Here is a 17,493-nt window from a genome sequence, read left to right as displayed (position 1 = left end):
AACTCAGAAGTGAAACAAAACAGCCGAAGGGTCGGCCCCGGTCAATGATAGTGTGGATTACCCATGTGAAAGTAGAACATCCTACTTCGTAGCGAGCCAGGGCAAAATAAGAGAAACCCGTTGCAGTAATGCGACGGGTTTTTTGCTGTTTGGGGTATAGAGATTTGAGAGATATAAAACCTCGCAAGCCAATCAACACATCGCGAGGTTTTCTAAACCTAAGTAAATGCGCTCCCACTCCCACCACAGTATCAGCACAGGGCAAAATGGCAGGAGGTGGTTGGTTGCAAGCGAGAAGCTGCTATGTGGTTTTATGCAATAAGGGCTATAAGGAAGGGTCAATTAACGATATGATGGGCTAAAAACAGGGGATTTAGCGTGTCATTTCATTTAATTGCACTGTTGGTAATATTTGCATTGTTTGGTACTTCAGCCACTTACTTAATTCGCTTTATGTATAGCTATTGGATTAAGAAGCAGCTTGAAGTGAAGTATATTATTAATGCGAGTATTTGTGCGCTGTTAGTGATGGTGATCTCAGTGATCAATGAGCTTATCCGGTAACCTGAGTGCTCATCATTTTATAGAGGCACAGCCTGACAGGTATGCGCAATACATAGTGTTTGTATTGGCATCACAGGTTCACAGCTAACCGCTGGCGCTTTTCCTTTGTTATTCAGCTTTTCTTGCTCTGTAATGGCGCTAACGACAGCTTCTACATCTTGCTCATCAGTATGCTTCGTTGAATAGATCAGGTATTCTCTTGGTCCACCGCAGGTTAATCGCTCACCTACTCCAATTACTTTACACTGATAGCTTGCATCACATCCTATATTTGCTCTTATATCGCTGAGTGTATGCGCAGTATTAGAGCGACTTGCTGCATCGCCTGATGTCATTTCACAGCCAGATAACGCTGCAATTAGTGTGCCGATGCAAGCGAGAGAAATAGCTAACTTCATTATTGCCTCTAGTATGTAGGACGACTATTTTCTAGTTTAACACACTTATTTTCAACGCATTGTGTTGCGGGTTCAATTAAATGCTGACAGATACTCATCATCTGATTTTGCATATTATAGGCGCGCTCTAATGTAGTAATTTGCTCCGCTAGCTGCTTAACTTGGGCCTCATCTGCTGATCTTGTTGAATACACTAGATAAGAAGAAGGGCCACCACAGGCACGATCGCCAACGGCAATGACTTTACACTGGGTATCGTTATCACAGCTTTTGTCGGCCACGATGTTTTCCAATGATTGTTTATGGGTTTTGATATCAGAGGTATCGAGCTTTTTACCATCTTGTTGAATAGGCAAGCTTGCTTCTTTTGATTCTTTAATTTCTGTGTGCTTTTCGCTTACAGTTTTGGTTTCCTGTGCTTTTTGTTCTGTGGTTTCTTTTTTAGTTACTTCTTCTTGGCAACCAAACAGCAAAAAGGTTGTCAGTAAAGTTGGGATCATCTTGTTCATTATATGCTCTCCTAATGTTTGCTAATTAAACTACGCAAGTCCTTAAGGAATAGCAAGCTCTGCAGCCTGCATACACTATATGTGATTGCAGGCTATGAAGGACGGCGCTATAGACCGCCTTTGGTGAGTTTTTGCGGATCGAGTAATGATTGAAGTTCGTCTTCACTCAGATCGGTTTGCTCAGCAGCGACCTCAATGATTGGACGTCCTTCTTTGTAGGCAAGCTTGGCAATTTGTGCTGCTTTTTCATACCCGATCACAGGATTTAACGCGGTAACTAAAATCGGGTTTTTAGCCAGTGCCTTTTGAATATTCTGCTCATTTACTTTAAAGCTTGAGATAGCTTTGTCCGCAAGTAGCCTCGCAGTATTTGAGAGGATCTCAATGCTTTGCAAAATATTTAATGCAATCACCGGCAACATAACATTCAGCTCAAAATTGCCAGACTGGCCTGCAACACTAATCGTTGCATCATTACCTATCACTTGAGCACTGGCCATTGCAGCCGCTTCTGGAATAACAGGGTTTACTTTACCTGGCATGATTGAAGAGCCTGGTTGTAGTGCCTCAAGCTCGATTTCACCTAGGCCAGCAAGCGGTCCTGAATTCATCCAGCGTAAGTCATTGGCTATCTTCATTTGTGCTACTGCAAAGGTTTTAAGTTGGCCTGAAAGTCCCACTATCGCGTCTTGTGAACCGATATGATAGAAAAAGTTATTGCCTTTACTGAAGCGGATCCCGATGTTAGTGCTCAGGTTTTGGCTAAATAACTTAGCGAACTCTGGATCGGCATTAATACCTGTGCCTACCGCTGTTCCACCTTGACCTAACTCGTAAACTTTTTCTAAGGAATGAACAATGCCCTGACAGGCGTTATCTACTTGCGCTTGCCAGCCACTTAATGTTTGTGCAAAGGTCACCGGCATTGCATCCATCAAGTGCGTACGGCCAGTTTTGACGTGATGGCCAACTTGCTCTGCTTTTTGTTCAATACTACTAGATAAGTGTTTTAGTGCAGGCAGAAGGTCATACACTGCTGTGATTGCACTACTTACGTGAATCGCTGTTGGGATCACATCGTTTGAGCTTTGGCCCATGTTAACGTCATCATTAGGATGAATTGCGACACCGCTTAATTCAGTCGCTAGAGTAGCTATCACTTCGTTGGCATTCATATTTGAACTGGTACCAGAGCCAGTCTGAAAGACATCCACTGGAAATTGATCTAAGTGTTTACCATCAATTAGCTGCTGACAGGCACTCACAATTGCTTTTGCTTTATCACTTGATAGATGGCCAAGGGATTGATTGGTTTCTGCTGCGGCTTGTTTGATGTAGGCCAAGGCTTTGATAAAGCTACCTGGCATTGTGATCCCGCTAATAGGAAAGTTGTTTACAGCACGCTGTGTTTGCGCCTTGTAGAGCGCATGCTCAGGAACATCTAATGTTCCCATACTATCGGATTCTTGACGAAATGTAGTCATCGTTGCTCCTAATAAAAAGGGTTAAACTGCTGGCAGGTTTGGCACGCATCTCGCTGTAGCTTCAAAAATTGCCGTGACGAAGTATGGTGATGTTTATAAAACCGTTTTAGTGCCAACAAAGGTTTAAATAATTGATCCATGCATTGTTTACGTATGGCGGTATCAACGAGTGGATCGGCAATCTGTTCTAACAGTTCGGACAATGTATTTTTAAGATAAAGCTCTTGCAGCAGCGGGTTATTATGGCGTTCGTACCATTTCGCCATGCCTATGCCTGCCGAAATATATTCCGCAACCAAGAGCGGCGCCTCGAGTTGTGGTCGCTGGCAGTGGCGATTAAGCTTCGCACGATAAGTTTGTAATAAAGTAGCTAGCTGCATAAATACAAAACCAAACGATGTAATGATAATGGTTATCATTACATCGTTTGGTTGGCAATTCAAGCTTTAGTATTCGCACTGCCAAACAATTTGTTTAGCATTCACCATAGCAGCTCACTATGAGTCTGAAATGAATTTAAGAAAGTGTGATTGAGCTTATACCAATTGCACTAAGTCTCCAATCAATTTGAAGGGTGAAATACCATATTAGCGTCGTTAAAAATTTCTCATTTAGAACAACTAAATAGCAAAATTTTTGCCTAGCTACTAAAGTTATTTCTCCGCTTCAATTAGCTCATTTACCTAATACAATTGGTATTAATTATAGCCGAGGAGATATTGCTGTTCTGAATGCTCTTTCTCTTGTTCTTCGAGTTGCATCAGGTTGGCGACTTCTTGTCGGTAAGCGCGACTTTTCGTGAAGGTATTTTTACGCTTCTTCAGAACAAGTCCTTCGCTTTTAAGTTGGCTTGGCATTTGGGTGATCTCTGAAATTTTCATGCTCGCTTCTCCTCTTAGTACTCTTTAAACTTAGCAGAAGTTGTACCAAAATAAATTTCTTTTCTAATTTTAATTGCTTAGTGGAAGTTTTAGCTATTTGCCTTGCAATTGAGATAGATTCTTGCCTCAATGGGGCGCATAAATCGATCAAAATAGTGCAAACGAGATGACAAAACCATACTCTCAAGCGTGTGAAAACAATAAACAGCCAATATTAGAAAAGCTCACTCCCTATCTAAATAAACCGTTGGAAGTGTTAGAGGTAGGCTCTGGTACGGGTCAACATGCGGTGCACTTTGCTGCGGCGTTACCGCATTTAACGTGGCAGACGGCGGACAGGGAGGTTAATCACGTAGGTATTCAAGCGTGGCTTGATGATGCAGAGTTAGAGAATGTTTTACCGCCACTCGCACTAGACTTACACCATGCGTGGCCTGTTAATCAGCATTATGATGTGATCTATACTGCTAATACCTTGCACATTGTGTCATCAACGCTCGTTGAGCGCTTAATCGCAGGAGTAGGACGACACCTTAAAGAAAGCGGCTACCTGATAGTTTATGGGCCGTTTAATTATCAAGGTGAATTTACCAGCGAGAGTAACCGAGAGTTTGATGCTTATTTAAAATCGCAAGACAAAGAGAGTGGCATTCGCGATCAAGAATGGGTATTGGCGCTTGCAGCAGAGCAAGGACTTACACTACAGCAAGACTATGCGATGCCGGCTAATAATCGCTTATTGGTGTTTAAACGGTAGTTTTGCTTGGCACTCGGTAAAGTAATGCTCGAGTGCGTCAGCTTCGCGCTTGGTAAAATCCTCAAGCGCTTGTTGAAAGTCAGGTTGAAATAAGCGGTGATACGATTGCCTCCACACCGGCTCAAAACCCCTCACTAACTTGTGCTCACCTTGAGCGCCCGCGTCAAAGACTGCAAGCTGATTAGCAATGGCGTACTCTATGCCTTGATAGTAACACAGCTCAAAATGCAAAAAGTCGTAACTATCCTCAATTGCGCCCCAATAGCGACCATACAAGGTATCACCATCCACAAGATATAAACTGGTGGCAATAATTTCGTGGTTTAAGTAAGCGCAGCAAAGAAGAAGCTTATCTGGCATTGAGGTGATAACTTGCTGAAAAAAGTCGCGAGAGAGATAGCCGTGGTGCCGCGAGCGTTTAAGATAGGTGAGCTGGTAACTGAGAAAAAAGGCATCGAGTTGTGCTGTGCTTATTTCTCTGCCAACAGTCCAGCTTATGTTAATACCTTGGGCGGTCACAGCTTGGCGTTCTTTCATGACCATTTTACGCTTTCTTGATGTGAGTCGTGCGAGAAAATCAGCGAACTCGGCGTAACCTTGATTATGCCAATGAAATTGCACATTGCGGCGCATCGTTAAATGACTTTGAGTGAGAAAATCGCTTTCACGACAAAAATTAATATGGACTCCACTAATGCCTTGTTGGGCGAGGCTCGTGAGCGTAGCGTCAATATATTCAAGCAAGCAAGAAGATAGACGTTTCGTTAATATTCTTGGTCCTTGAGTTGGCGTAAAGGGGACGCCACACAGCCATTTCGGATAGTAATCTAATCCATGGCGCTCGTAAGCTTCAGCAAAAGCCCAATCAAAAACGTACTCGCCATAAGAGTGCGATTTAATATAGCCTGGTAAAATGGCAATCAACTCGCCTTGGCGTTCAATCATTAGGTGATGCGGTATCCAGCCAGTCTCTTTGCTGGTGCAGCCGCTCAACTCTAATGCAAGCAGCCAAGCGTAGCTCGTAAATACATGTGATGGTGAAACACAGTCCCACTGTGCTGTTGTCACTTCAGTTAGAGAATGAATAAACCTGTGTTGGTACTCAGTCATTGTGGCCGTCAAAAAATGCGAGCAGTGCTTGCTCAAAGTTGCTGTAATCAGGGTTAAACGTGATCCGCGCAAGAGCGGTGTATTGCGTCATGCTTTTCTCGTGACGCTCGCCAAAATGGACGGTTTTACCTGTGCGGCAGTTAATGAAGGCTTGGTCTTCTAAGTGGTAACTGGTGCAATTACGATAAGGCCCTTTGCGGCCGTAAAAAATATGTTCAGGTGGCTGCAAAATACCAATATGAGACATATCGACAATGTTGTCGGCTTTCACGCTCCGATAATTCACACCTTGCTTAGTCGATGGCGTTTCCGAGTAGATAAATTGAGTCAATGTTGATTTAGGTTGCCATTTTTCTAGCAGCTTTGCCGTTGCATGATTGTCTATGGTGGTATCGACATCGCTATAGCTGATAAACATCGGTACATCTGGCAAAGTGGTGAGTGATTTTAGTGGCGCCATAGCCTGATGGGCTAACGTTGCGCCATGCCATGGGAAAGATTCATATTTGGCGAAATCCAAATCGGCGTCTTCATCTATCCAATTGACAAATGGCACGTAATCAATCCATTTGGCTAGCCAACCGTTCTTATTATGTGGTTCTGTGGCGGGTGAGATAAGTGCAACAGAGCCTAAATTATTGGGCTTGTGCTTCGCTATGCTACTCAGCACCATGGCGGCACCCGTGGAGTAACCAAGTACGGAAAAATGCTTAAAATCTTGGCTCGTCTGTGCGATGGCATAATCCGTATGGGTTTGCCAATCGTCAATATCAACTTCGGTTAAATCGCTTGGTGCAGTCGCGTGGCCTGGCAGTAACATGGTTCTGACATTATATCCCGCTTCATAGAGCGCTGCCGCAAGGTAGTGAAAAGTAAAAGGAGAATCGGTCAGACCATGGATAAGTAAAATGGCGTGATCTTTGTTGTCATGCTCAAGTGAAAATGGCGCGATTAAGTCACTTACCTTGGGGTTTTTCAGGTTGAGTAATGTTGCAGTGGGCGTCATTAACGGGCACGGCAGTGTAGCGCGAGGATTGCGGCTTTCAATAATTTGCTTGGTAGAATGAATATAATCGTTATAGTTTTTTATATTCCCTACATCGACGGTGACGGGGCCTTTATCGATTGCTTCGCGGAATAATCCCGATGCTTTGCTCTTGGTGAATAGCGACATATCACTCACTTGGGTAACACAGTCTTGTGCGATGACCAAAGGTGGGGCAAGCAGGCTAAAAGCAAATACTGTGGAGGTAAGGTAGTGGCGCATAGTCGGTCCTTATGAGCATAAAATCACATGCAGTATAGCGAGAACAGATGACGATAAAAATGGTTAGCGGATCGGTAATATGCGTTTTGCAAAAGTTTGCTTGAGGACAATCGTTGATTCAATCCCGCTAATCACCTTACAGGCGCCCAATTGATGCTTGGCAAATTGTTCATAGCTGGGCAAATCCTTTGCTACGATTTCCAATAGGTAATCATGACTTCCGGAGATCACCGAACAGCTGATCACCTGATCTTCAGATTCCACGTGTTGTTCGAATAAATGCGCTGCAGTTGCGGTATTTTCACTGAGTTTTATAAATGCATAAACCAGGATACTTAGGTCAACTTGCGCTCTATCCAGTGCTGCATGATAGCCTGAAATTACTCCTATATCTTGCAAGCGTTTTACGCGTCGAAGACAGGGAGTATCGGAAAGGTTTGCCTTTTCGGCGAGTGAGGCATTACTCAAACGTGCATTATGCTGCAAGGCGTTAAGGAGCAATTTGTCCTTGGCATCTAGATTTACCGACATAAACCAAATAAAAGAGTGATTCTTGCTAATCAGTATTAAACTTTTAGAGAAAATTGGCAAATTATGCTCGTGGTGATTTGCTAGCCTTAACTGTGGAATAATCACGAGAAGTAATAATGAGTCCATTAGCCGTACAATTTGACGCTTGGATTAGAGGTCCGTTTGTGGACCTTAACGACAAGCTTGAACATCTTTATTGGCAGCAACAGGATAAAGCAAACGTTGAAGGCGTTGGTGAAACGCTAAAAGCACAGTTATTAGAAGAAGGTAATCAACTGATCCAAGCCTTGCTAGAAGAAGGCAATACCGACGAAGGCTTTGAGCAAGCATTCGACTTACTCGGTAACGTTGGTCTATTTATGGCAGCATGTAGACGCCATGAAATTACCGAGCCAAGCCGTGAAAAGGTGTCTCCACTAACACAAGCATCGGCATTGGCCATGCACATTGGTGCCTCTTTGGGGGTTACGCCGCGCTTTGCAACGGCTCATCTCACCACACATAACCGCGCAATCAACGGCGTGTATAAGCGCTTTACTTCTCATCCGGCAGAGCGCTTATTCATCGACTACAATACTCAGGCCATTCTTGCCTATAAACGTGCGTCCGAATCGTTAATGAAGGTGCATCATTTGGGAATTTCTCATCCCATGTCATTGGTGCTACTGAAACAAGTTAAGCAAGCGCTGCTTGAGGTGATAGAGTCTAATCGAGAGTTATTTAAGGAACTAGATACCGAGGCATTCTTTTACGTTGTACGACCCTATTACAAACCTTACCGAGTTGGTAAAGAGGTCTATCGTGGTGCAAACGCTGGAGATTTTGCGGGTATCAATGTTATCGATATGATGTTGGGGTTATGCCCGGCTAATGATATTAGTTATGGTCAAATGCTGGTGGAAAAATTCCTCTATATGATGCCAGAAGACCAAGCAACCCTGCGTGAATGCATGCGTACGCCTAATTTAATGGATGCGTTTCTGAGCGCATTGAAAGGGCCGAAAAGTGATTGGTTTGGCCCTGCCTGTAGCTTGTTTATACAAGTGTGTAAGCTGCATGGAGATACGGCCATACAACATCACAATCAACTCGTCGAAAAGTATATCGCCAAACCTTCGCAAGCAATGCAGCAACAGCACTTAAGCAAAGTGACCGCCAGTGGTCCACCGATTGAAGTCTTACTCAAAGAACTCGCAGACTTAAGAGATAGGCGAGCCGCTGCTGAGCGCGCTGATATCTTTACTCGACATCATGATTTAAAACGATTACGTCAAGCAATAGGGGTTAAGCATGAAGCAATATAGGGATGATTTTCACTTGCCTACGGGTCGCTATTTATTGAGTCATTCCGTTGGTCGTATGTTGAAATCTGCAGCGGAAGATTTCCATCAGCAATTTATGGTGCCGTGGCAACAACAAAATCAAGAGCCTTGGCAGCAGTGGCTAAGCGGTATTGATCGCTTTACCTCAGCCCTAGCTTCCCTATTACACACTGATGCGCGCCTGTTTTGTCCGCAAACAAACCTTTCCAGTGGTGTAACGAAATGGGTGATGAGTTTGCCCGAAAGTGGCATTCGCAAAGTGCGCGTATTGATGAGTGAGCAAGACTTCCCAAGCATGGGATTTGCGTTACAAAACGCGCTGGACAATATTGAGATTGTTTATATTCCCGAAGCGATGAATATGCACGATCTAAGTGTGTGGCAGCACTATATTGACGAGCAAATTGATTGGGTATTTGTTAGTCATGTTTATTCGAACAGCGGTCAGCAGGCGCCTGTTGCTGACATCATTAGCCTTGCTAACCAATATGGTTGTCGAAGTATTATTGATATTGCTCAGTCACTTAGTGTATTACCAATAAATTTAAGCGAGTGGGGCGCGGATTGCGTTATCGGCTCTTGTGTGAAATGGAGCTGCGGTGGCCCTGGCGCAGGTTTCATCTGGGTGAATGAGGATGTCTTGCCTTATTGCGAACCAAAAGACGTTGGCTGGTTTTCGCATCAAAATCCATTCGAGTTTGATATTCATCATTTTGCGCTGAGTGAAAGTGCGCTGCGTTTTTGGGGCGGTACTCCAAGTGTGGCACCTTATATCTATGCGGGGCACAGCCTTGGCTATTTTGCCGAGCTTGGGATTGAGCAAGTAAGAGCGTACAACTTTGCTTTGTTATCTCAGTTACAAGCGGCATTGCCTGAATTTTATCGCTCTCCTACAGCACAGAGTGCTTGCTCTGGGACCGCTATTTTGCATTTTGGCTCGCAGCATGAGGCAGTGATGGAGCAGCTTAAGCACGCAGACATTGCTGTGGATAATCGTCGCTACGGTATTCGTGTCTCACCACATATTTATAATAGTCAGGAGGACATCGCGCAGTTGGTGCGGGTTATCAACGAAAGCTAGTTTCCTAATCCTAGTGCTTTTTTGGTCTTCTTCTTCACCGAGCGCCAATGTGTCATTGGTTGCTTGGGCGCGCGCGCTATCAATGCGTTAAAATCAATTTCTTCTGCAAGTACCTCTCCTTGATGCGCCAAGATCACGGAGTGGGGTTGTAGTGCCTTTACTTTGGCAAGAGATTGACGATACAAGCGTGGATAGAATACCGGAAAAGGCGCAACAAATTGCCCTTTCACTTTTACCGTCAAATCCGCCACATAGATGCGCTTACTGGGGAGATGATACAAGCTCAAATCTCTATCCGTATGACCGGGGGTGTGTATCGCTTGCCATTCGTTAAAGTAGGGTAAGTTATCACCGTCGGCTAGGTAAAAGTCTGGTGATAATTGTCTTGGATACCAAAGGTTACGCTTGGCCTTGCGCTTTCTCCCTGCAACCCAAAGTGCCAGCGCCATATCGGAGAGGTGCATCATGACACCATCAATACCACGATACCACTGACTGGGGGCATTTGCGGCCGCAATCTTTGCGCCCGTGAGTTTTTTGAGTTTGTGCGCGCCACCGGCATGATCTGGGTGCATATGCGTGACCACAATCAGCTTGAGTGCGCTTAGTGGCTTTTGCAGTTGCAGGATGTAGTTGCAGACCAACTCAACATCGGCACGACAGCAACCGTCGAGTAACAGCAGGCCCGTTTCGTGCTCAACCAGATAAATATGTTGAATATAGCCTTCTAAGACATGGATTTTCATTCGTCACACTCATTTCCCCAATCAGATCTCAACATAGCATAGGTTGAAGACATCTGACCAGTTGTGTGTGGAAGTGATAAATCGCAGACATAAAAAAACCGCAATTAAGCGGTTTTCTTATAAGTGATGGCGGAGAAGGAGGGATTCGAACCCTCGATAGGGCTACAAACCCTATACTCCCTTAGCAGGGGAGCGCCTTCAGCCACTCGGCCACCTCTCCGGCGCAATACTTTAAAAATGGCGGAGAGATAGGGATTTGAACCCTAGATACGCTATTAACGTATGCCGGTTTTCAAGACCGGTGCTTTCAACCACTCAGCCATCTCTCCATGGGCAAAGATAATACTTAGCGATTTAGGCGCTGTAAACCGTTTTTAAACTGTTTGCTTAAAAAATGTGCTAAAAGTAAGGTTTTTTTAAAATTGTGCTAGAAATTAGCGGTTTGACGAAGAGGTTTTGTACAAAAATGCTGGTTGAAGTGGTGCTTTTATGGTCTATTGAAACAAATGCTGACGAGAGCATGGCGGGTTGGGACGCCATGCTCTGTGCAGACTTACTTATACATAATCACGTCTTTTAACGCTAAGTGTTGACCACATACTGCCAACCACTTCGTCCAATTGATATGACGTTGTTTAGTTGGTTGTGTTTGGTTAAACGTGTTTTGTGATGGGCTGCAAGGTGCAGCTGAATTAAGCATGTCTGGCTCCTAATAAGCTATGATTGAAAACAAGGCTATTTTGCACGCAATTTGTTTAAATTTAAAACGATAAAAATTGATGTTTTCGGATAAAAATAACTAATGAATTAATGGTTTGTTCATTTTTATTTTAATGGATTTTTTGCATGGTTATGCATAAGTGTGATTGTCTTTATTAGGCTGCATCCCAATTAATATGGGTGTTTGTGGTTTTTGTTTTTTATTTTTGGTTTTAGTTTTGGTTTTTTATTCATATAAGTTGAGCTTTTGTATTTAAGGGTTTTTATGCTGGTGGTAGTCAACCCTTTAGCGGGTGCTGAGGGGAAAGCGCAAATTGCATGGTTAAAGCAACAATTAAAACAACAACAGTTGACGGCAACGTGGTTTAATACCACTGGAAACTTTGTCGCAGATAGGGACGCAATTGCTCAAGCAGCTACGGCGGAAGTGAGCGTGGTGGTGATTGGGGGGGATGGCACTTTGCACCTAGTCGCCAATGCCATTGCTGAACGGGATAACACGCTTGCGCTGCTGCCAGCGAGGACGGGCAACGATTTTGCTCGGCAGTTTCATTATTCCAAAGCACAGTGGCGAGCAGCTGTATTTTCAGACAAGATCTCGAGTATTGATTTGGGTAAAGTGGACGGGCGCTGGTTTGTCAATGTTGCTGGGATTGGCTTTAACGCGCATGTCATGAATAACTTAGGACAGACCAAACGGCTAGGAAAGCTGAGCTATACCTATGCGGGATTAATGTCGCTGTTTACTGCCAAGCTCATTCGCTATCACAGCAATGCGTGGCCTGAGCAGGGTATGATGTTGTTACTTGCGAATGGCAAACACTTTGGGGCAGGGTTAACTCCTGCTCCTATGGCTTGTCTTGATGACGGTCAGTTGGAGCTGCTGTGGTTCACGCCGCAAACGCATTGGCAGCGGGTGGTATTGTTTGTCAATATGCTACTTAAACGTCATATGGGCACAAGAAATGTGCACCACGGTCGCATTACAGAGCTTTATATCGCACAAGAGGGATATGACATCGAGGCTGATGGTGAGATTGTTGGGCGCACGCCTGCGACGATAACTTGCTGCCGCCGAGCTCTGAACATAAAAAAAGCGCCATTATAAAATGGCGCTGAAAAGTAAGAAGCTAAAGCATTGGTAAGACTTCAACTTCTAACTGGGGACCGAATGGACAACCAAGCGTAGATGCGATCTAAAGGCGTGAGTACAATCGCATTACCTAGGATGACCAAAATAAATCCAATAAAGGTGTTTTGCTGCCACTCAAAGCCTTCAAATAAGGTACTCAAGGCCACGGCAACAAAAGGAAATAACACTATCAAATAACTCGCTTTCTCAGGACCAATATTCTTGAGTAGTGAGAAATAACAACCAAAGGCAATAACGGTGCCAAACACGCTGAGGTAAATCAGAGACCACCAATATGATGCCGGCGCTTGGTTGATAAACTGATGTTCACTAAAGGCGACATAGGTTGCTAACATGACAGCGCTGTAAAGCATACCCCACGCATTTCCCGCCATAACATCAATTTGCTGATTGGAATTGCGTACGCTCACCATATTACCGAGTGACGCGACCACTGTTCCTAATAGAGCTAATGATAATCCCAAGAAGGCCTCGCTTTGCAAATCAAATGCGACCAAATCGTGCCAAAACAAGCTGACTATCCCAAGCGTGCCCAGTGATGCGCCAAAGTAAATTCGCTTTGCAATAGGTTTGGCAAAAAATAACTTAGTATTGACGATGTTAACGACCAATAATAATGAAAACGCAATTGAGGCCATCGCTGACGTTAAATGTGCCTGAGCCCAATACAAGAAGAGATAGTTAGCACCAAAATTACACAGCGCTAAGAGGATGAAAAAGCCGTGATCTCGGCGAGAAAATCGCATTGGCACACGCTTATAGATGACAAACGCCCACATACAAACCGCGGCGAGGCCAAAGCGGTAAAACAGCGACACAAACTCGTTGATGCTGCCAAGTTGGTATTCAATGGCAAGCCATGTTGATCCCCAAATCAACACAGTGATGGCGTAAAGAAATAGATTTTTCATGATCGGCTCTAGATTCAAACAGCAGTGGAAGTCTGTAGTTTACGCTGTTATTCTGTATAAGCTATATACAGAATTTGCTAATTTATACCTATACAGATTATTGCTTATGAGTACCGTTATTCAACGCCAACATTCCGCCTTTCTCTATCAGCAGGTGATCCAAATGATCTTGTCGATGGCAGAACAAGAGTCTATTTTACCGGGCGAAAAGCTTCCCTCATTGCGTGTTATGGCGCAAAACTTAAATGTCAGTATCCCAACGGTAAAGCAGGCCTATCAAGCACTTGAAGATCAAGGAAAAGTCATTGCCAAAGAGAAGTCCGGCTACTTTTTATGCCACAGAGCTTCGCACAACGACTCACCGAAGCGTGCACGATTGCCCGCCAAACCTGTGGTGGTTAACAAGCAGGCGTTGATTGAACAAGTGTATAAGGGGATCCATCAGCCACATGCAATCCCCTTAGGTATCGCCAACCCCATCGCCATTGCTGGTACCGAGCAGGTTCTTGCCAAAATTATGCGCCGCGCAATGAAAGAAGCAGGGAATGAACTCATTAATTATGGTCCTATGGATGGTTTAGATAGTTTAAAAAAGCAAATCGTGCGGCGTTATTTGGATATGGGCTTAGCAATAGATATGGATGAAGTGGTGATCACCAATGGCGCGCAAGAAGCATTGGCGATTGCGTTACAAGCGGTGACCAAGCCCGAAGACGTGATAGCGATTGAATCCCCCTGTTATTTTGGCATTGTTGAACTGGCTGAAAACTTAGGGTTAAAGGCCATTGAAATACCTGTTTGCCCGGATGATGGCATTTGGCTGAGCGACCTTGAACGGGCACTTGAAAAGCATGATATTCGAGCGTGTGTGTTTTCTACCAGTATTAGTAACCCGCTTGGTAGCTTTATGCCAGATACGAGACGTGCGCAGCTGGTGGCACTATTAGAGCAACGTGACGTGGTGTTGATAGAAGACGATGTGTATGGCGATTTATATTTTACCGAGCAGCGCGGCATACCGGCACAAGCATTTAGCCAAAAGGGTTTAGTGATCACATGTGCGTCATTTTCAAAAACCGCAGCGCCCAGCTATCGAGTGGGTTGGATGGTCGCCAGTCAATTTAGTGCAAAAGCAAAGCGCATAAAACGTGCGTTGAGTTGCTCGTCCTCTTTAATGAACCAATGGGCATTGGCGGACTTTCTCAGCTCCGGAGGCTACGAGCGCCATTTAAAGTTGGTCCGTAAACGGTTAATTGAGAATCGAGACCGTATGATCCAAGCGGTGAATGTTGCATTTGGTAGTGAGGTAAGAGTCAGTCGCCCGCAAGGCGGTTGTGTGCTGTGGTTAGACTTAGGTAAGCACGTCGATGGTGCCTTGTTGTTCCAAAAAGCCTTGGAGTGTGGGATCAGTATTACGCCTGGTACGCTATTTAGTGCCAGCAAAAAGTATCAAAATTGTATACGGATCAGTTATGGCTTGCCGTGGGATGCGTCGGTAGAGCAAGCGATTAAAACGCTGGGGGAATTGGCTGATGCACAAAGGAAAGGGTTGGCATAACGTACCCTTAATTAAATGTAAGTTATGCCAAGGTCAGATTATTTAAATTTAAACAGTTGGTACTCTGACATGGCGGGGATAGACTTTGCGACAATGGCTTCGTTTTTCGCGATTTGTTCAAAGTCGCCACACAGTGCGTCGGCTTTTTTCTCAATAGATTCTGCCTGTTGTTCAACTTTGGTTTCGATTTGCGTTGCGAAGTTTTCCATACGTTGTTCAAAGCTGCTCATATCACCGTTTGCATCTGACATTTCGTTGCCAATCGCAACCAGTAAGCTACCTATCGATTGCATCATGGCACCTTGTACTGCGGTCTCGATTTTTTCTTCAAACTGATTATCAAAATTTTGGCCAAACTCATCAAAGGTTTGCTTGCCCATCACAAACGCACCTTGCTGATAAAACGTATTTTGCACTTCTGTTTCGAGGTCATCGATCACAGCATGGATGCTATCTAAACTAGTTAAATTAAAGGTTTGCGCCACTTCATTAAGGGCAACGCCCGCTAGTTTTATGCCTTCAAAAGCAATATCAGCCACTTGTGGTAGGCGGCCTCTTAGTTCATCACCATATTGCGTGAGCATCGTTTTTTGCTGTGTATTAAGTGCGATGCGCTCGCCATTGAGTGTCAGTTCGCCAAGGTTGTTGATCTCAGCTGTTTTGTTTTTGGCCGTTGTGATCACCAAGTTATCAGGTGTGATCCTAACGTCATTTTGAAATTCTACTTCACAATTGTCACCGCTAAACGTGATGTTATTTTTTTCGTGTGCAGCGACGGTGGTTGTCATCATTGTTGCTGCTGTTAGTAGTAAAATTTTATTCATGGTCGATCCTTATTGGCTCAGTTGCATGATTGTTGTTACAAGAACAATGCCAAATATAAACTCAAATAAAATCAATGTATTGTGTTTTATTGTTGAAAGTTAATGTGTTCTAAAAGTGATGAAATTGACTAAAATATAGTTGTTTTTGTCAAAATGAATTAGGCAATAAAAAATTTTTATTGTAAGGATAAGAAACTCTCACTTTTCAGAATGACAATTTAGCGCTAAATAGTGATCTTGAGAGACGGCTCTCATTTTATTAATGACTATTTTATTTTGGAGTTAGTTGTGGGTAAGACATTCTCTTACGATGCGCTTGATGATGATTTTGCAGACGATGAATTTGAAAAGTTGGGTCGTAACCAACATGACAAGCAAAAGCGTAAAGTCAAAAGAAAGCTAGACGACTACTTAGAGCAAAAACGCCTACGTAGAAATCTAGGCGATGATGATTTCGACTATATTGATGATTGATCACTAGACGTCATCTACGAGTCTAGCACTGACAGTAATTCAATTTGGCTGTGTGATTAAGCAGGGCTGTGGGTTACTCAGTGCGATGTCTGAGTTACTGTGTCGTTGGTGATAGCCAAGCAAGTGATGAGATATCCAGATAGTAAGCAGCCGCAAATATGCGGCTGTTTTGTTTTTATACGATTGGTATTAATCTTTAAAAGATTTATGGCAGTCTTTACAGCCTTTTGCCCAATCTTTAAATGCAGAAGCAATCAGCTTTTTGTCACCAGAGTCAGCTGCAACAGCCAGTGCTTGAGCATACTCGGCAAATTGCTTGGCTTTACCATCGAACTCAGCTCTGTTTGACCAAACGGCTGGTAGGGCATCAGTATTGCCTTTGTCAGAACCGTCGATAAATGCTTCCCAAGGCATTTGCGATAATTGCGCAGCATTGTGAGCACGTTGCTTAAATACTTCAGCATCAAATGGCACTTTGCCTTTTAGCATGTCGCCCATATTGCCAATCTGGAAACGGATCAATTGGAAAGACGCTTGGCGGTATTCAATTGCATCTTCAGCCGATTCAAACATAGTGTTAGCTTGCGCTGTTGCTGCAAGACAGCTAAATAGTGTGACGGTAAGTAGTTTCTTCATAGTAAACCCCTAATATTTTTCCCTATTTTCAATGTAAATTACAAATATAATCAAACAATTGCGATAAGTGCCCTGTGACGGAGGCAACTAGTTTTAAATAATCAACTCTCGATGTCTTTGAATATCATGCCCCTGCGCATACTGCGGGTGGCTAAAAAGATTTCTCCAAGCAAAGAGACAAACGCGCCAATAAGCAGCACCATAGCCGCGATAAAACAAGACGATAAAGTAATACCCAATGGCATACTGTACAAGTGGGACATGAACAGCAGCATAACCACTGCACACACAAGCAACGCACTGAGTACACTCATGCTAAATGCAACGTGAATAAAACGAGACCGTTTTAACAGTGCGCGCATTTCACGGCTAAAGTGCATTTTGAGTTCTTCATCTTGCGTGGTATTAATCTTACGATCGAGTAAACGCGCCCTATCCGTGATCCGTGCTAAGCGGTTTGATAGTACCCCTAAGGTCGCAGCAATACCCGTAATTAAAAATACAGGGGCAACGGCGGTTTGGATAACTTTGGCCATCGTGAGAATGCTAACGACTTCTGGATTCATA

Annotated in this window: 21 protein-coding genes and 2 tRNA genes; 7 read left to right on the top strand and 16 right to left on the bottom strand. The window is 43.9% G+C overall.

Annotation, left to right across the window (positions count from 1 at the left end; all coding sequences use genetic code 11):
• Positions 1-378 precede the first annotated feature (378 nt).
• Positions 379-564, top strand: coding sequence for a hypothetical protein (locus tag BB427_RS03065; RefSeq protein WP_010378060.1), 186 nt, complete (start codon positions 379-381; stop codon positions 562-564).
• 17 nt (positions 565-581) lie between these two features.
• Here the strand turns inward: BB427_RS03065 and BB427_RS03060 are convergent, their stop codons facing one another.
• The 5 genes from BB427_RS03060 to BB427_RS03040 all read right to left on the bottom strand — a co-directional run bounded on the left by BB427_RS03060 (position 582) and on the right by BB427_RS03040 (position 3,836).
• Entirely contained in the window at positions 582-962 is a 381-nt protein-coding gene (locus BB427_RS03060) for a hypothetical protein (RefSeq protein ID WP_039490952.1), read from the bottom strand.
• An 8-nt stretch (positions 963-970) separates the two neighbouring features.
• Entirely contained in the window at positions 971-1,471 is a 501-nt protein-coding gene (locus BB427_RS03055) for a hypothetical protein (protein ID WP_069018902.1), read from the bottom strand.
• A 107-nt stretch (positions 1,472-1,578) separates the two neighbouring features.
• Complete coding sequence (locus BB427_RS03050) at positions 1,579-2,955, bottom strand: class II fumarate hydratase (RefSeq protein ID WP_069018901.1); 1,377 nt, start codon at positions 2,953-2,955, stop codon at positions 1,579-1,581.
• Between the two features lie 8 nt (positions 2,956-2,963).
• Complete coding sequence (locus BB427_RS03045; protein WP_010604192.1) at positions 2,964-3,374, bottom strand: hypothetical protein; 411 nt, start codon at positions 3,372-3,374, stop codon at positions 2,964-2,966.
• Between the two features lie 279 nt (positions 3,375-3,653).
• Entirely contained in the window at positions 3,654-3,836 is a 183-nt protein-coding gene (locus tag BB427_RS03040) for a hypothetical protein (RefSeq protein WP_010378070.1), read from the bottom strand.
• A 166-nt stretch (positions 3,837-4,002) separates the two neighbouring features.
• Between BB427_RS03040 and BB427_RS03035 the strand changes: the two genes are divergently transcribed.
• Positions 4,003-4,593 carry a DUF938 domain-containing protein gene (locus BB427_RS03035; RefSeq protein ID WP_069018900.1) on the top strand — a complete coding sequence of 197 codons (591 nt, stop codon included), beginning with the start codon at positions 4,003-4,005 and terminating at the stop codon, positions 4,591-4,593.
• On the opposite strand, the gene BB427_RS03030 is transcribed toward BB427_RS03035, so the two are convergent.
• From BB427_RS03030 to BB427_RS03020, 3 genes are all read right to left on the bottom strand, one after another.
• Complete coding sequence (locus BB427_RS03030; RefSeq protein WP_069018899.1) at positions 4,573-5,703, bottom strand: GNAT family N-acetyltransferase; 1,131 nt, start codon at positions 5,701-5,703, stop codon at positions 4,573-4,575. The two genes, BB427_RS03035 and BB427_RS03030, sit on opposite strands and share 21 nt — an antisense overlap.
• On the bottom strand, positions 5,696-6,970 hold the full coding sequence (locus BB427_RS03025; protein WP_069018898.1) for an alpha/beta hydrolase: 1,275 nt from the start codon (positions 6,968-6,970) through the stop codon (positions 5,696-5,698). The genes BB427_RS03030 and BB427_RS03025 overlap by 8 nt, the downstream gene beginning before the upstream one ends.
• Positions 6,971-7,033: 63 nt before the next feature.
• The gene (locus BB427_RS03020) at positions 7,034-7,501 is read right to left on the bottom strand and encodes an Lrp/AsnC family transcriptional regulator (protein ID WP_069018897.1); all 468 of its coding nucleotides are present in this window, start codon (positions 7,499-7,501) and stop codon (positions 7,034-7,036) included.
• Positions 7,502-7,617: 116 nt separating this feature from the next.
• Between BB427_RS03020 and BB427_RS03015 the strand changes: the two genes are divergently transcribed.
• Positions 7,618-8,805, top strand: a complete 1,188-nt coding sequence (locus BB427_RS03015; RefSeq protein WP_069018896.1) for a PrnB family protein — start codon at positions 7,618-7,620, stop codon at positions 8,803-8,805.
• A complete protein-coding gene (locus BB427_RS03010) occupies positions 8,792-9,904 on the top strand; it encodes an aminotransferase class V-fold PLP-dependent enzyme (protein WP_069018895.1) in 1,113 nt (370 codons plus the stop codon). Before BB427_RS03015 ends, BB427_RS03010 begins: the two co-directional genes overlap by 14 nt.
• On the opposite strand, the gene BB427_RS03005 is transcribed toward BB427_RS03010, so the two are convergent.
• The 4 genes from BB427_RS03005 to BB427_RS24370 all read right to left on the bottom strand — a co-directional run bounded on the left by BB427_RS03005 (position 9,901) and on the right by BB427_RS24370 (position 11,350).
• On the bottom strand, positions 9,901-10,650 hold the full coding sequence (locus BB427_RS03005) for an MBL fold metallo-hydrolase (RefSeq protein ID WP_045988067.1): 750 nt from the start codon (positions 10,648-10,650) through the stop codon (positions 9,901-9,903). The genes BB427_RS03010 and BB427_RS03005 overlap by 4 nt on opposite strands.
• 127 nt (positions 10,651-10,777) lie before the next feature.
• Positions 10,778-10,870 (bottom strand) — tRNA-Ser (locus tag BB427_RS03000).
• A gap of 18 nt (positions 10,871-10,888) precedes the next feature.
• A tRNA-Ser gene (locus tag BB427_RS02995) sits at positions 10,889-10,979 on the bottom strand.
• Positions 10,980-11,203: 224 nt separating this feature from the next.
• On the bottom strand, positions 11,204-11,350 hold the full coding sequence (locus BB427_RS24370; RefSeq protein ID WP_175401229.1) for a hypothetical protein: 147 nt from the start codon (positions 11,348-11,350) through the stop codon (positions 11,204-11,206).
• A gap of 285 nt (positions 11,351-11,635) precedes the next feature.
• On the opposite strand from BB427_RS24370, the gene BB427_RS02990 reads away from it, so the two are divergent.
• Positions 11,636-12,478, top strand: coding sequence for a diacylglycerol/lipid kinase family protein (locus tag BB427_RS02990; RefSeq protein ID WP_069018894.1), 843 nt, complete (start codon positions 11,636-11,638; stop codon positions 12,476-12,478).
• A gap of 41 nt (positions 12,479-12,519) precedes the next feature.
• Here the strand turns inward: BB427_RS02990 and BB427_RS02985 are convergent, their stop codons facing one another.
• Positions 12,520-13,434 (bottom strand): DMT family transporter, encoded by a 915-nt coding sequence (locus BB427_RS02985; protein WP_039490974.1) that lies wholly within the window; start codon positions 13,432-13,434, stop codon positions 12,520-12,522.
• Here BB427_RS02985 and BB427_RS02980 point away from each other — a divergent pair.
• Positions 13,433-14,992, top strand: coding sequence for an aminotransferase-like domain-containing protein (locus BB427_RS02980; protein ID WP_069018893.1), 1,560 nt, complete (start codon positions 13,433-13,435; stop codon positions 14,990-14,992). The genes BB427_RS02985 and BB427_RS02980 overlap by 2 nt on opposite strands.
• A gap of 38 nt (positions 14,993-15,030) precedes the next feature.
• On the opposite strand, the gene BB427_RS02975 is transcribed toward BB427_RS02980, so the two are convergent.
• Positions 15,031-15,816, bottom strand: a complete 786-nt coding sequence (locus BB427_RS02975) for a DUF2884 family protein (protein WP_010378093.1) — start codon at positions 15,814-15,816, stop codon at positions 15,031-15,033.
• Between the two features lie 288 nt (positions 15,817-16,104).
• Here BB427_RS02975 and BB427_RS02970 point away from each other — a divergent pair, with 288 nt between their 5' ends.
• Complete coding sequence (locus BB427_RS02970) at positions 16,105-16,290, top strand: PA3496 family putative envelope integrity protein (RefSeq protein WP_010604204.1); 186 nt, start codon at positions 16,105-16,107, stop codon at positions 16,288-16,290.
• A gap of 189 nt (positions 16,291-16,479) precedes the next feature.
• Here BB427_RS02970 and BB427_RS02965 read toward each other — a convergent pair whose 3' ends face one another.
• Entirely contained in the window at positions 16,480-16,926 is a 447-nt protein-coding gene (locus BB427_RS02965) for a c-type cytochrome (protein WP_010378096.1), read from the bottom strand.
• Between the two features lie 101 nt (positions 16,927-17,027).
• The gene (locus BB427_RS02960; RefSeq protein ID WP_017219384.1) at positions 17,028-17,492 is read right to left on the bottom strand and encodes a DUF2721 domain-containing protein; all 465 of its coding nucleotides are present in this window, start codon (positions 17,490-17,492) and stop codon (positions 17,028-17,030) included.
• Between the last annotated feature and the right edge of the window lies 1 nt (position 17,493).

The organism is Pseudoalteromonas sp. BMB, assembly GCF_001709235.1.
In the GTDB taxonomy this organism is placed as follows: Bacteria; Pseudomonadota; Gammaproteobacteria; order Enterobacterales; family Alteromonadaceae; genus Pseudoalteromonas; species Pseudoalteromonas maricaloris.
The sequence above is the reverse complement of the archived record's forward strand: the minus strand, read 5'-3'. Positions and strand labels throughout refer to the sequence as shown.

Excerpts from the sequence above, each read along its gene's own strand:
- BB427_RS03060 (WP_039490952.1), bottom strand. The coding sequence starts at position 962 with ATGAAGTTAGCTATTTCTCTCGCTTGCATCGGCACACTAATTGCAGCG.
- BB427_RS03055 (WP_069018902.1), bottom strand. The coding sequence starts at position 1,471 with ATGAACAAGATGATCCCAACTTTACTGACAACCTTTTTGCTGTTTGGT.
- BB427_RS03050 (WP_069018901.1), bottom strand. The coding sequence starts at position 2,955 with ATGACTACATTTCGTCAAGAATCCGATAGTATGGGAACATTAGATGTT.
- BB427_RS03045 (WP_010604192.1), bottom strand. The coding sequence starts at position 3,374 with ATGATAACCATTATCATTACATCGTTTGGTTTTGTATTTATGCAGCTA.
- BB427_RS03040 (WP_010378070.1), bottom strand. The coding sequence starts at position 3,836 with ATGAAAATTTCAGAGATCACCCAAATGCCAAGCCAACTTAAAAGCGAA.
- BB427_RS03035 (WP_069018900.1), top strand. The coding sequence starts at position 4,003 with ATGACAAAACCATACTCTCAAGCGTGTGAAAACAATAAACAGCCAATA.
- BB427_RS03030 (WP_069018899.1), bottom strand. The coding sequence starts at position 5,703 with ATGACTGAGTACCAACACAGGTTTATTCATTCTCTAACTGAAGTGACA.
- BB427_RS03025 (WP_069018898.1), bottom strand. The coding sequence starts at position 6,970 with ATGCGCCACTACCTTACCTCCACAGTATTTGCTTTTAGCCTGCTTGCC.
- BB427_RS03020 (WP_069018897.1), bottom strand. The coding sequence starts at position 7,501 with ATGTCGGTAAATCTAGATGCCAAGGACAAATTGCTCCTTAACGCCTTG.
- BB427_RS03015 (WP_069018896.1), top strand. The coding sequence starts at position 7,618 with ATGAGTCCATTAGCCGTACAATTTGACGCTTGGATTAGAGGTCCGTTT.
- BB427_RS03010 (WP_069018895.1), top strand. The coding sequence starts at position 8,792 with ATGAAGCAATATAGGGATGATTTTCACTTGCCTACGGGTCGCTATTTA.
- BB427_RS03005 (WP_045988067.1), bottom strand. The coding sequence starts at position 10,650 with ATGAAAATCCATGTCTTAGAAGGCTATATTCAACATATTTATCTGGTT.
- BB427_RS24370 (WP_175401229.1), bottom strand. The coding sequence starts at position 11,350 with ATGCTTAATTCAGCTGCACCTTGCAGCCCATCACAAAACACGTTTAAC.
- BB427_RS02990 (WP_069018894.1), top strand. The coding sequence starts at position 11,636 with ATGCTGGTGGTAGTCAACCCTTTAGCGGGTGCTGAGGGGAAAGCGCAA.
- BB427_RS02980 (WP_069018893.1), top strand. The coding sequence starts at position 13,433 with ATGATCGGCTCTAGATTCAAACAGCAGTGGAAGTCTGTAGTTTACGCT.
- BB427_RS02985 (WP_039490974.1), bottom strand. The coding sequence starts at position 13,434 with ATGAAAAATCTATTTCTTTACGCCATCACTGTGTTGATTTGGGGATCA.
- BB427_RS02975 (WP_010378093.1), bottom strand. The coding sequence starts at position 15,816 with ATGAATAAAATTTTACTACTAACAGCAGCAACAATGATGACAACCACC.
- BB427_RS02965 (WP_010378096.1), bottom strand. The coding sequence starts at position 16,926 with ATGAAGAAACTACTTACCGTCACACTATTTAGCTGTCTTGCAGCAACA.
- BB427_RS02960 (WP_017219384.1), bottom strand. The coding sequence starts at position 17,492 with ATGAATCCAGAAGTCGTTAGCATTCTCACGATGGCCAAAGTTATCCAA.